At 73.3% G+C, this 11,695-nt stretch carries 10 protein-coding genes; 3 read left to right on the forward strand and 7 right to left on the reverse strand.

Features of this window, described 5'->3' with window-relative positions:
- Positions 1-2: 2 nt before the first annotated feature.
- The 5 genes from ACFU5J_RS01835 to ACFU5J_RS01855 are packed head-to-tail and all read right to left on the reverse strand — an operon-like array spanning position 3 to position 4,587.
- Entirely contained in the window at positions 3-890 is an 888-nt protein-coding gene (locus ACFU5J_RS01835; protein ID WP_430577621.1) for a carbohydrate ABC transporter permease, read from the reverse strand.
- Positions 883-1,857, reverse strand: a complete 975-nt coding sequence (locus ACFU5J_RS01840; RefSeq protein ID WP_430573593.1) for a carbohydrate ABC transporter permease — start codon at positions 1,855-1,857, stop codon at positions 883-885. The genes ACFU5J_RS01835 and ACFU5J_RS01840 overlap by 8 nt, the downstream gene beginning before the upstream one ends.
- Complete coding sequence (locus ACFU5J_RS01845) at positions 1,854-3,155, reverse strand: ABC transporter substrate-binding protein (protein ID WP_430577622.1); 1,302 nt, start codon at positions 3,153-3,155, stop codon at positions 1,854-1,856. The genes ACFU5J_RS01840 and ACFU5J_RS01845 overlap by 4 nt, the downstream gene beginning before the upstream one ends.
- Positions 3,156-3,184: 29 nt before the next feature.
- Positions 3,185-3,334, reverse strand: coding sequence for a hypothetical protein (locus ACFU5J_RS01850; RefSeq protein WP_430573595.1), 150 nt, complete (start codon positions 3,332-3,334; stop codon positions 3,185-3,187).
- Positions 3,334-4,587 carry an ROK family protein gene (locus ACFU5J_RS01855; RefSeq protein WP_430577623.1) on the reverse strand — a complete coding sequence of 418 codons (1,254 nt, stop codon included), beginning with the start codon at positions 4,585-4,587 and terminating at the stop codon, positions 3,334-3,336. The genes ACFU5J_RS01850 and ACFU5J_RS01855 overlap by 1 nt, the downstream gene beginning before the upstream one ends.
- A gap of 211 nt (positions 4,588-4,798) precedes the next feature.
- Here ACFU5J_RS01855 and ACFU5J_RS01860 point away from each other — a divergent pair, with 211 nt between their 5' ends.
- Positions 4,799-6,151: an MFS transporter gene (locus ACFU5J_RS01860; RefSeq protein WP_430577624.1), complete on the forward strand. Its 1,353-nt coding sequence runs from the start codon at positions 4,799-4,801 to the stop codon at positions 6,149-6,151.
- Between the two features lie 370 nt (positions 6,152-6,521).
- Positions 6,522-7,985, forward strand: a complete 1,464-nt coding sequence (locus tag ACFU5J_RS01865; protein ID WP_430575323.1) for an MDR family MFS transporter — start codon at positions 6,522-6,524, stop codon at positions 7,983-7,985.
- 82 nt (positions 7,986-8,067) lie between these two features.
- On the opposite strand, the gene ACFU5J_RS01870 is transcribed toward ACFU5J_RS01865, so the two are convergent.
- Both ACFU5J_RS01870 and ACFU5J_RS01875 read right to left on the reverse strand, forming a co-directional pair.
- The gene (locus tag ACFU5J_RS01870; protein ID WP_430573598.1) at positions 8,068-9,375 is read right to left on the reverse strand and encodes an MFS transporter; all 1,308 of its coding nucleotides are present in this window, start codon (positions 9,373-9,375) and stop codon (positions 8,068-8,070) included.
- Positions 9,376-9,474: 99 nt separating this feature from the next.
- Positions 9,475-10,956: a CCA tRNA nucleotidyltransferase gene (locus tag ACFU5J_RS01875; RefSeq protein ID WP_430573599.1), complete on the reverse strand. Its 1,482-nt coding sequence runs from the start codon at positions 10,954-10,956 to the stop codon at positions 9,475-9,477.
- Positions 10,957-11,039: 83 nt separating this feature from the next.
- Between ACFU5J_RS01875 and ACFU5J_RS01880 the strand changes: the two genes are divergently transcribed.
- The gene (locus ACFU5J_RS01880) at positions 11,040-11,690 is read left to right on the forward strand and encodes an NUDIX hydrolase (protein WP_430577625.1); all 651 of its coding nucleotides are present in this window, start codon (positions 11,040-11,042) and stop codon (positions 11,688-11,690) included.
- Positions 11,691-11,695: the final 5 nt, after the last annotated feature.

Here is an 11,695-nt window from a genome sequence, read left to right on the forward strand (position 1 = left end):
CCCTACTTGAGTCCGGAATGGGCGAGGCCGTCGATCACACGGCGCTGCATGACGACGAAGAGCAGGAGGATGGGCGCCATCGCGAGCACGCTGGCCGCCATCATCACCGTGTAGTCGGTGGTGGTGCGACCCGCGAACGTCGCGATCCCGGCCGCCAGCGGCATGCTCTCGGCCCGGGTCGACACGACGAGCGGCCACAGGAGGTCGTTCCAGGACCACAGCACCGTGATGATCGTCAGCGCGCCGAGGCTGGGCCCGGCGAGCGGCAGCATCACCCGCCAGAAGACCTGGAACGGGTTGGCCCCGTCGAGCCGGGCCGCCTCCTCGAGCGAGTCGGGCACGCCCTTGAAGAACTGCATCATCAGGAAGGTGCCGAACGCGCTGAAGATGCCGGGCGCGGCGATGCCGGCCACGGTGTTCAGCCAGCCGAGCCCGTTGATGATCTGGTACTGCGGGATGAGGTACACCTGCGACGGCACCATGAGGATCGACAGGACCAGCGCGAGCAGCACGCCGCGCAGCGGGAACCGCATGCGGGCGAACGCGTAGCCGGCCATCGAGCACAGCACGAGCTGGCCCGCGGTCCGCACCACGGTGATGGAGACCGAGACCCAGAACTCCTGGAGGAACGGGAGCTTGGAGAACACCTCGGCGTAGTTGCCCCACTGGAGCTCCCCCGGCCAGAACACCGGGGGCACGCTCATCACCTGCGCGTTGGTGGACAGCGACGTGAGCAGCTGCCACACGAACGGGAACACCATGACCACGCCGCCGACGGCGAGCAGCACGTGCGCCCACGTGTTCGACCCGTGGCGCGACGTGCGGCGGCGGGGCGTCCCCGACCGTCCCGCGAGCAGCGGGCCGGTGGTCGTGAGGGTCGCGTCAGGCATAGGTGACCCACCTCCTCTGCATGCGGAACTGGAGCAGGGTGACGGCGCCGACGATCAGCAGGATCACCATGGCGATGGCCGCGGCGAAGCCCTTGTCGTTGCGCAGGAACGCCTCGTTGTAGAAGAGGTAGACGAGGGACTGCGTCTGCCGCATCGCGGGGTTGCCCTGCCCCATGAGGGCGTACAGCAGGTCGAACAGCTGGAAGCCGTTGATGACCGTGATGACGGTGACGAAGAAGACGCTCGGGGTGAGCAGCGGCGCGGTGACGGAGCGGAACTGCCGCCAGGCCGACGCGCCGTCGAGCGAGGCCGCCTCGTAGAGCTCCGGCGGGATGTTCTTCAGGCCGGCGGACAGGATGATGATGGCGAAGCCGAGCGACGTCCACAGGCCGACGACGGACACGGCGACCAGCGCGAACCCCGGCGTGGAGGTCCACGCGGGACCGTCCACGCCCACCAGCCCGAGCGCCCAGTTGAGGACGCCGAAGTCGCCGTTGAAGATGAGCCGCCACACCATCGCGACCGCCGTCGGCATCGCGACGTACGGCATGAAGTACAGCACCCGGTAGAACGCGGTGAACCGCATCCCGGGCCGGTTGAGCAGGCTCGCGACGAACATCGCGATCGGGATGCCGAGCAGCACGATCGCGGTGTAGACGAGGGTGTTGACGACGGCCGTCCCGAGGTCGGGGTCGCGGGCGAGGCGTTGGTAGTTCTCCACGCCCACCCACGTCTGGCCCCCGAAGGCGCCCCACTCGGTGAGGCTGAAGTAGCCGGTCTGGATGATCGGCCACAGGTAGAACAGGACGACGCCGAACATCGTCGGCAGCACGAAGAGGACGGGCCACCAGCCGTCGTACCCCTGCCGGGGCCCGCGTGGTGCGCGGGCCCCGGCCGAGGCCGGAGGGGTGGAGCCCCGGGCGGGCGCGGCGACGCCCGCCCGGGGGCTGCGGTCGACGGAGGTCATTCCTTCGCCAGCTCCTCGTTCATGGCGTCGGCGAGCTCCTTGGCGACCTCCTCGACGGGCCGGTCGCCCGAGAACGCCTGCGGGAGGAGCTCGTTCTCGAGCGCGTTCCACGCCGCCGTGTTCTTGGAGATCGGGTACGGGAAGGACATCTCGTCCGCGGACTGCAGGAAGACGTCGATCCCGAAGCTCGGCACGGAGTCGACGAACGCCTGCTGCGTGCCCGTGTAGGCGGGATTCGCGGCGCCCATCTCCGCCTGCGTGCGCTGCGCCTCCTCGGAGCCGAGGTAGGCGAGGAACGCGTTGGCGGCCTCCTTGTTCTCGCTGTCCGCGGCGACGACGTTCGCGAGGCCGTGGATGACGGTGGCGCGTCGCTCGGGGCCCTCCGGCAGCCGCACCGTGCCGAAGTCGTCCTTGTTCGGCGAGTCCTTCATCTCCGCGACCGACCAGTTGCCGGACCAGAACATGGCGGCCTTGCCGGAGCTGAACCAGACGTTCGGCTTGGTGTCGGACATCTGCTCGAGGGTCGGCGCGGACCCGTCCCCGACGAGGTCCGCCCAGAGCTGCAGCCCCTCGATCGACGCCGGGTCGTCGTACCCGGACGTCGTGCCGTCGTCCGAGATGACCTGGCCGCCGGCCTGCAGGATCGAGTCGTAGTAGCTGCTCTGCCCCGCGCTGTTGAGCTCGGTGACGACGCCGTAGACGCCCTGGTCGGCGAGCTCGTCGGAGATCGTGCCGGCCGCGGCGCTGAAGTCGTCCCACGTCCAGTCGTCGGTGGGGAGGTCGACACCGGCCTTCTCGAAGAGCGCCTTGTTGTACCAGAGCGCCACGGTGTCGAAGTCCTTGGGGAGCCCGTACTGGGCGTCCTCGAAGGTGTACAGCTGGTTGAGCGCGTCGGGGTACTTGGTCGGGTCCAGCTCGCCGGAGTCGACGAGCCCGGTGAGCGGCTCGAGCAGGTCGTTCGCCGCGTAGAGCTGGACGTTCGGGCCGTTCATCCAGAACACGTCGGGGAGGGTGCGCGACTCGCCCTGCGTCTGCAGCTTGGTGAAGTACTGCTGGTACGGGGTCAGGTCGACGGTGACCTTGATGTCCGGGTACTTCTTGTTGAAGTCCTTGATGTTCTGGTCGATCGCGGGCTTCTGGTTCTCGTCCCAGATCGAGTAGGTGATCTCGGCCTGGGCGTCGGTCGACGCGACCGCGCCGTCGGCCTCGGCGGCGTCGCCGCCGCTCGAGCAGGCGGTGAGCGTCAGTGCCACGGCAGCGACGCCCAGGAGGGCCGAGCTGCGGATGAGGTGCTTCATCAGGGTGCTCCTCCGGTGGGGTGGGTACCTCAGGACCCGGGCGTCCTCGCCTCGGGCTCGACGACGTCGTCGAAGTGCGCCGCGACCTCGGGGGCCACGGGTCGGACACGCTGCGGCGCCGAGCCGGCGCGCAGCGAGACGGTGGCGGCGATGCCGGTCGCGACCGCGTCGCGCGCCATCACCGGCGAGGTCGTGGTCGGCGTGCCGTCACGGGAGCCGCGGCGGTGGTCTGCGTCCGCGCCGCGGCGGCGAGCGCGTCGGCCAGGGACGCGGCCGGGTCGGCCACCCGCAGCGAGGGCGCCGCGATCTCGGCACTGCCGAACACCGCCTCGGAACCCACCTCGAGCGCGCGGACCAGCGCGCCCAGCGCGGCGCCGTCGGCGGCGAACGCCGACGTCACCAGCGGGGCGGCCGCCCGGGGGTGGACCAGGCGGTCGACCTCGGCCTGCAGGGGTGCGCGCAGCAGCTCGCCGGCGCGCGAGAGCCCGCCGCCGAGCACCACGCACTCCGGGTCGACGACCATCGCGAGCGTCGCGACCCCGGGGGCCACCCGCCGCACGTACTGCTCGAGCAGGTCGAGGGCCGTGCCGTCGCCCTGCTGGGCGCGGAGCGCGACCTGCTCGGCGCCGCCCGCCTGCTCGATCTCCCGGAGCAGGCTGCCCTCGTACCAGCCGTCCCAACCCGTCCACGAGAAGTCCCCGACCTCGCCCGCGGCGAAGCGGTTGCCGCGATAGAGCTGGCCCCCGAGCACGAGGGCGGCACCCACGCGGTAGCCGAGCTGCACCAGCACGACGTCGTCGGCGAGCCGCGCCGCGCCCAGCGCGTGCTCGGCGAGCGCCGCCATGTTGATGTCGTTCTCGATCACGACCGGGTGGTCGCCGCCCGTCGAGAGCCGCGCCGCGAGGTTCACGCCCGTCCAGTCGGCGATCGGCAGGGAGAGCCGCACCCGCTCGCCGTCGACGATGCCGGGCACCGCCGCGGCGACGGCGGCGAGCCGCGACCGCGGCGCGTCGACCTCGTCGAGCAGCTCGCGCTGGACGTCGCGCGCGACCTCGAGCCGTGCCACGCCGTCGACCGGTCCGTCCACCGTGCGCCGCACGACCGCGCGGACGTGACCGGCCAGGTCGGCCACCATCCCCGTCACCGAGTGGACGCCCAGGTCGAGCCCGACGACGTACCGCGCGTCGGCGGCGAACGCGAAGTGCCGCGCGGGGCGGCCGAGCGTGGCCTCCTCCCCGCCCGGCACCTCGCGGGCCAGCCCGCGCTCCACGAGCTCCGCGACGATCGACTCGACGGTGGGGCGGGAGAGGCCGGTGTCCTTCGCCAGGGCCGTCAGCGTGCTCGTGGGGCTGCCCCGCAGCACCTCGATGCAGCTGAGCGTGTTGCGCCGTCGCACGTCCATGACGTGCCGGTCCCCGCCGCTGCGGACCATGTGCCCTCCTGTCGGTGCGCGTCGCCAGGGTGTCCTGGGTCACATCCCTCGTCGCGACTTCTGGAAGGTATCTTCATAAGTCGGTGCGCACAAGGGAATCGACGAGGAATTTCTTCCACAGAGCACTTTCACAACTCCCGGGAGCCTCGACGCACGGACCGGGGGGACCGCCCCAGCGAGGCCCGCGGGGCCGACCGCCTAGGCTGAGCAGGTGGGAGCGATAAGCGAGACCTGGCACGAGCTGCGCGCGCTGCTACGGCTGGAGGGCTTCCGCAAGCTCTTCACCGTGCGCCTCGTCTCGCAGGCGGGCGACGGGATGTTCCAGGTCGGCCTGGCGTCGCTGCTGTTCTTCTCCCCCGAGTCGCAGGGCACGGCCGCCTCCATCGCCGGGGCGTTCGCCGTCATGCTCGCGCCGTTCACGATCGTCGGGCCGTTCGCCGGCGTGCTCCTGGACCGCTGGCAGCGGCGGCAGGTCCTGGTGTGGGGCAACGCCGTGCGCGTGGCGCTCACGCTCACGATGGCCGGCCTCATGCTCGCCGGCGGCGTCAGCGGCTGGATCTACGCGGTCGGGCTGGCCGCGCTCTCCGTCAACCGCTTCCTCCTCGCCGGCCTGTCCGCGGGCCTCCCCCGCGTGGTCGACGGACCGCTGCTGCTCACGGCCAACTCGCTGTCCCCCACGCTCGGCGCGGGCGCGGCGTTCGTGGGCGGCGGCATCGGCTTCGTGCTGGGCCTGATGTTCGAGCCCGGGCGCGTCAAGGACTCGTCCGCGCTCGTGTGCGCGGCCCTCGTCTTCGCCGTCGCGTCGCTGCTCGCGACCCGGCTGGGCCGCACGCAGCTCGGGCCGGAGGCCCCCGCCGAGACCGGTCTGCGCAGCGAGATCGCCAAGGTCGCCCGCGGCCTGGCCGACGGCGCCCGGTACCTCGTCGCACGCCGCACCCCCGGCCAGGCGCTCCTCGCCATGGCCGTGCACCGCTTCCTCTACGGCGTCGTCTTCATCGCGTCGATCCTCATCTCCCGCAACCTGCTCGACCCGGGCAGCCAGAGCGCCGGGATGGGCACGTTCGCCGTCGTCATCGGGCTCACCGGCGCGGGCGGCGCCGTCGCGATGGTGCTCACGCCCACGCTCTCGCGCCGCACCGGTCCGCAGGGCTGGATCGCGATCATGCTGCTCCTGGCCGCGGCCAGCCAGCTGCTCCTCGTCACGACGCCGGAACGGGCCGTCGTCTACGCCGGCGCCACCCTGCTGGGCCTGGCCGCGCAGGGCACCAAGATCGCGGTGGACACGATCGTGCAGCGCGACGCCGAGGACGAGTTCCGCGGCCGCGCGTTCGCCTTCTACGACGTCCTCTACAACGCGGCGTTCGTCGGCGCCGCCGCCCTGGCCGCGTTCACGCTGCCCGACACGGGCTGGTCGCGCGGGGTGTTCGTCGGCCTCGCCGTCGCGTACGTGGTCGCGGCGCTCCTCATGGCCACGCGCGGCGCGCGCACCGCGGCCGAGCTGCCCCCGCGGCTCCGCCGCGCGGGCGGCGCCGGTGGCGCCGAGGACGCGGCCGCCCACGCCTGACCCGGGCGCGGCCGGCCGTCGCCGGCGGAGGGTGCGGTCGCAAAAGACCCGTCCGCCGGGCACCGACGAGTTCGGTCGAGAAATCAGGTCGTCACGGGTGCGGGAATATCGCAGGATGGTTCGTGGTCGTACACAGTACGGTCTCGCCCTCCGGCGACCGCACCGAGGGTGACCGTCCCCCGGACCACGACCGACCACGACGACGTGCCGCGCCCACGGGCGTGGTTCTTGACCTGCCCTCCGCCGGGCTCACCCGGCACCGACGCGAGCGGAGCACCGCGTGCCAGCCCCCCGACCGACAGACACCACCGTCCCGTCCGACGCGAGCACCCCGGAGGCCACCCTGACCCCCGCCACCACCGACGCGGCCATGACGACCGGCATCGTCATCGACGAGGCCGTGCCGCAGCGCCTCACGCGGCAGCAGTTCACCGTCATCGCGCTGCTGCTGGGCTCCGCGTTCGTCGTCATCCTCAACGAGACGACGATGAGCGTCGCCCTGGCGCCGCTCATGACCGACCTCGGCATCACCGCCAGCACGGGCCAGTGGCTCACCACCGCCTTCATGCTGACGATGTCGGTGATCATCCCGGCCACCGGGTTCCTGCTGCAGCGTCTCGGCACCCGCGGCGCCTACCTGCTGGCGATGTCGCTGTTCAGCGCGGGCACCCTGCTCGCCGCCCTCTCCCCCGGCTTCGGCTGGCTGCTGGGCGGCCGCATCGTGCAGGCGTCGGGCACGGCCATCATGATGCCGCTGCTCATGACCACCATCATGACGGTGGTGCCCCCGGGCATCCGCGGCAAGGTGATGGGCAACATCTCGATCGTCATGGCGGCCGCGCCGGCGCTCGGGCCGGCGATCTCCGGCGTCATCCTCGACCTGCTGAGCTGGCGCTGGGTCTTCGGCATCGTGCTCCCGATCGCCGTCCTCGCCCTGGTCATGGGCTTCCTGTACATCCGTGACGTGGCCGACCGTACGCACTCGCGCCTCGACCCGCTGTCGCTGTTCCTCGCGGCCGTGGCGTTCGGCGGGCTCGTCTACGGCCTGTCGAGCATCGGCGAGGCCGCGCGCCACGCGCCGCCGGTCGCGCCGTGGATCCCGGTCGCCGTCGGCCTCCTCGTGCTCGGCCTGTTCATCTGGCGGCAGCTGGTGCTCGCCCGCGACGACCGCGCCCTCCTGGACCTGAGCGTCTTCCGGTTCCGGGGCTTCAGCCTCGGCCTCGGCATCATGGCCGTCGGCATGATCGCCATGTTCGGCTCCCTGATCCTGCTGCCGCTGTTCCTGCAGCAGGGCATGGGCCTCGAGCCGCTGGAGACCGGGCTCGTCGTGCTGCCCGGCGGCCTCCTCATGGGCCTCCTCGGCCCGACGGTCGGCCGGCTCTACGACAAGGTCGGCCCGCGCCCGCTCGTCACGCCCGGGCTGATCGTCGTGTCGATCGCGCTGGCGCTGTTCACGCAGGTGCACGCGGACTCGTCCCCCTGGTACGTGCTCGGGCTGCACGTGACGCTGAGCCTCGGCCTGGCGTTCATGTTCACGCCGCTGTTCACGTCGGCCCTGTCGTCGCTGACCCCGCCGCTGTACTCGCACGGTTCCGCCGCGATCGGCACCGTGCAGCAGCTCGCCGGCGCCGCCGGCACGGCGATGTTCGTGGCCGTCATGACCACGCGCTCCGTCGCGCTCGCCGCCGACGGCGCGTCGGCCCAGGTCGCGCTCTCCGAGGGCGTCGGCGACGCGTTCGTCTGGGGCACGGCGATCATGCTCGTCGCGGTGGGCCTGTCGTTCCTGCTGCGCCGGGTCCCGGACGGCGCCGACGGGGCGCCCGCGGCGCACTGAGCCGGCCGCCGGCCACGTCACGGGCCGGCCCCGGTCACGGGCGGCCACCGTCGTACGACGGTGGCCGCCCGTCGTCGTCCCGTCAGGCGGTGGACGTGGGGGCGTGCGCCGTGTCGCGGGCCGCGACGCGGAACGCGGGCGCCAGCACGACGACGCCCAGCGCCAGGAGCGCTGGCACGGCGAACGCGAGCCGCAGGCTCAGCAGCTCCGCCACACCACCGATGAGGCCGGCCCCGACGACGAAGCCGACGTAGTTGAAGAGGTTGACCCGTGCGACGGCGATGCCGGTGCCCTCGGGGTCCAGGCGCCCGGCGACGGAGAACGACAGCGGCACCACGACGCTCAGCCCGAGGCCGGTGAGCGCGAAGCCCACGACCGCGACCCACGCGCTCGGGGCGAGCGTCACCGCGGTGAGCCCGGCGGCGCCGATCAGCCCGCCGACGGCCACGGGCACCACCGGGCCGAACCGGTTGACCTGCCGGTCCGCGGCGAGGCGACCCACGAGCTGGCAGCACAGGTATGCGGCGAGGCCGAGCGGGGCCACGTTGGCCGCGGCCCCGAGCGCGTCCTGGATGTACTTGGTGGACCAGTTCGACGTCGCGGAGTCGGCGACGTAGACGATGGTGACGGCCAGCCCCACCAGCACGAGGGGGCCCCACGGCGGGGCGGCGGGCTTCGGCGTCCCACCCTTCGGCTCGGCGCGGGCCTCCGCCCGGGCCGCGCCCGGGTCCGCGGCCGACGACGACCGCCGGTCCGGCACGACCAGGCCCGGCACCGCGCCGACCTCGGGCGCCGGCGGCCGCACCGGCCGTGACAGGACCGTCGCGACGAGGTCGACGGACACCCCCACCGCGGCCACGAGGCCGAGCCCGCCCGCGAGGGACCACCCCGCCGAGTGGGCCAGCACCGCGGCGAGCGACCCGAGGATGCCGCCCACGCTCCAGGCGCCGTGGAACGAGTTGAGCAGGCTGCGGCCGTACCTCTGCTCCACCTCGACGCCCTGCATGTTCATGCTGGCGTCCACGAGCCCCAGCAGCAGGCCGACGGCAGCGACCGTCGGGTACAGGGCGCCGACCGTGGGCGCCAGACCCGCCCCGAGCACCGCGAGCGCCACCAGCGGCCCGCACACCCGCAGCAGGCGCGCGCTGCCGACGCGCGGCGCCAGCGCCCCCGCGAGCACGCTGCCCACGCCGGCCACGACGGGCACCAGCAGGAGGATCAGCGTCAGCGTGCCGTCGGAGATGCCGAGGTCGTGCTGCAGCGTCGGGACCTGCGCGAGCAGCCCCGCGAAGCACATGCCCTGCACCAGGTAGAACGCGGCGACCACCAGCCGCGCCCGCCGGTCCCGGTGGTCCTCCGTCGTGGCGACCGCGCCCGACAGCCCGCTCATGTCCCGCCTCCGCTCGTCGCGCGACAGGGCTCGCCGTCGGGCCCGTGCGCGAGCCCGAGGATAGACCCGACCGACCGCACGAGGGGAAGGGGTGCCGGCTCAGGCGTCGCGGCCGTCCCACCAGGTGCGCAGCTCCTGGACGGCGCGCTCCTCGCCGAGGGGGCCGTGCTCCATCCGCAGCGCCAGCAGGTGCTTGTACGCCTGCCCGACGACGGGGCCGGGCGCGACGCCCAGGACCGCCATGATCTGCGAGCCGTCGAGGTCCGGTCGGATCGAGTCGATCTCCTCCTGCTCCCGCAGCGCCTCGATGCGCTGCTCGAGGCTGGTGTACGTGTCGGCGAGCCGCTGGGCCTTGCGCCTGTTGCGGGTCGTGGAGTCGGCGCGCGTCAGCCGGTGCAGGCGCTCCAGCAGCGGCCCGGCGTCGGTGACGTACCGGCGCACGGCGGAGTCGGTCCACTGCCCCTCGCCGTAGCCGTGGAACCGCAGGTGCAGCTCGACGAGCCGCGCCACGTCCTTGACCACCTGCTTCTCGTACTTCAGCGCGCGGAGCCGCTTGGCCACCAGCTTGGCGCCCACCACCTCGTGGTGGTGGAAGCTCACGCCGCCGCCGGGCTCGAAGCGGCGCGTGGCCGGCTTGCCGACGTCGTGCAGCAGGGAGGCGAGGCGCAGGACGAGGTCGGGCGCGGGCACCGGGCCGTCCGGGCCGGTCTCCTGCGCGATCGCCTGCTCCAGCACGGTGAGGGAGTGCTGGTAGACGTCCTTGTGCCGGTGGTGCTCGTCGATCTCGAGGCGCAGCGCGGGCAGCTCGGGCAGCACGTGGTCGGCGAGGCCCGTGTCGACCAGCACCTCGAGCCCGGCCCGCGGCCTGTCGCTCAGCAGCAGCTTGGTGATCTCGGCCTGGACCCGCTCGGCCGAGACGATGTCGATGCGGCCCGCCATGTCGACGATCGCCTGCCGGGTCGCCGGCTCGACGTCGAAGCCGAGCTGGGCGGCGAACCGCGCGGCGCGCATCATGCGCAGCGGGTCGTCGTCGAACGACCGCTCGGGCGCGATCGGCGTCCGCAGCAGCCCGCGGGCCAGGTCGGCCAGACCGTCGAACGGGTCGACGAACGTGAGCTCCGGCAGCCGCACCGCCATCGCGTTGACGGTCAGGTCGCGCCGGGAGAGGTCGCCCTCGAGGGTGTCGCCGAACGCCACCACGGGCTTGCGGGAGGCGGGGTCGTACTCGTCGCTGCGGTAGGTCGTGACCTCGACGACGACGTCGTCCGACCCGCCCGTGCCACCGCGCGCGAACCGGCGCGCGCCGATGGTGCCGAACTCCTTGCCGATGTCCCAGTGGGCGTCGCCCCAGCGCGCCAGCAGCACCTGCGTCTCGTCGGGGCTCGCCGACGTCGCGAAGTCGAGGTCGGCGCTCGCGCGGCCGAGGAAGGCGTCGCGGACGGGGCCTCCGACGAGGGCGAGCTCGTGCCCCGCGGCGCGGAACACCTCGCCCAGCTCGACGGCGGCGGGGGCCATCTCGGTCAGCACGGCGAGGGCGCGGCGCAGCAGCGAGGCGGGGGCCGGAGGCTCAGGGGTCGACACGGCGTCCCATCCTCCCAGATCCTGGGCGTCGGCGCCCCGGAGGCTGAGCCGGCGGACGGCCGCAACTCGGTAGGGTGGGGCGCATGTCAACCCCGGCCCCGGTCCCCGCCCCCCGGCGCGGGCGCCCGGCCGCAGGTGTCCCCGTGCCGCCGGGAGGGCACCCCCTCAAGGTCGACCCTGCCCGGCTCGCCGGGCCGCGCGGCACGACGACGCCCGCCGTCGTCGGTGTCGCGCCCTCGGGCACCACCACGCACCTCCCCGTGCACGAGGAGACGTCCGCCGGCGGGCTCGTCGTCCGGCCGGCGCCGGGCGGCCCGCAGGCCGCCGTCATCGTGCGACGCAACCGCGGCGGCCGCCTCGAGTGGTGCCTCCCCAAGGGGCACCTCGAGGGCGAGGAGACGCCGGAGGAGGCCGCGGTCCGCGAGATCCGCGAGGAGACGGGCATCCTCGGCACCGTCCGGACCCGGCTCGGCGTCATCGACTACTGGTTCAGCGGCGAGGACCACCGCGTCCACAAGGTGGTGCACCACTTCCTCCTGCGCGCGGAGGGCGGCACGATCACCGCCGAGGGGGATCCCGACGGCGAGGCGGAGGACGCGCTGTGGATCCCGGTCGACCAGCTCCCCGACCGGCTGTCGTACCCGAACGAGCAGCGGCTCGCCGTCGCCGCGCAGCAGGCGCTCCGCCGCACGCCCGACGTCCTCGGGCGCACCGACCCGGGACCCGTCGAGTGAGGCCT

Source organism: Isoptericola sp. NPDC057559 (genome assembly GCF_042801555.1).
Classification (GTDB): Bacteria; Actinomycetota; Actinomycetes; order Actinomycetales; family Cellulomonadaceae; genus Isoptericola.

What these genes read in the sequence shown, in the direction of transcription:
- ACFU5J_RS01845 (WP_430577622.1), bottom strand. Translation starts at nt 3,155, where the DNA reads ATGAAGCACCTCATCCGCAGCTCGGCCCTCCTGGGCGTCGCTGCCGTG.
- ACFU5J_RS01880 (WP_430577625.1), top strand. Translation starts at nt 11,040, where the DNA reads ATGTCAACCCCGGCCCCGGTCCCCGCCCCCCGGCGCGGGCGCCCGGCC.
- ACFU5J_RS01855 (WP_430577623.1), bottom strand. Translation starts at nt 4,587, where the DNA reads ATGGTCCGCAGCGGCGGGGACCGGCACGTCATGGACGTGCGACGGCGC.
- ACFU5J_RS01865 (WP_430575323.1), top strand. Translation starts at nt 6,522, where the DNA reads ATGACGACCGGCATCGTCATCGACGAGGCCGTGCCGCAGCGCCTCACG.
- ACFU5J_RS01870 (WP_430573598.1), bottom strand. Translation starts at nt 9,375, where the DNA reads ATGAGCGGGCTGTCGGGCGCGGTCGCCACGACGGAGGACCACCGGGAC.
- ACFU5J_RS01835 (WP_430577621.1), bottom strand. Translation starts at nt 890, where the DNA reads ATGCCTGACGCGACCCTCACGACCACCGGCCCGCTGCTCGCGGGACGG.
- ACFU5J_RS01850 (WP_430573595.1), bottom strand. Translation starts at nt 3,334, where the DNA reads ATGGCGCGCGACGCGGTCGCGACCGGCATCGCCGCCACCGTCTCGCTG.
- ACFU5J_RS01840 (WP_430573593.1), bottom strand. Translation starts at nt 1,857, where the DNA reads ATGACCTCCGTCGACCGCAGCCCCCGGGCGGGCGTCGCCGCGCCCGCC.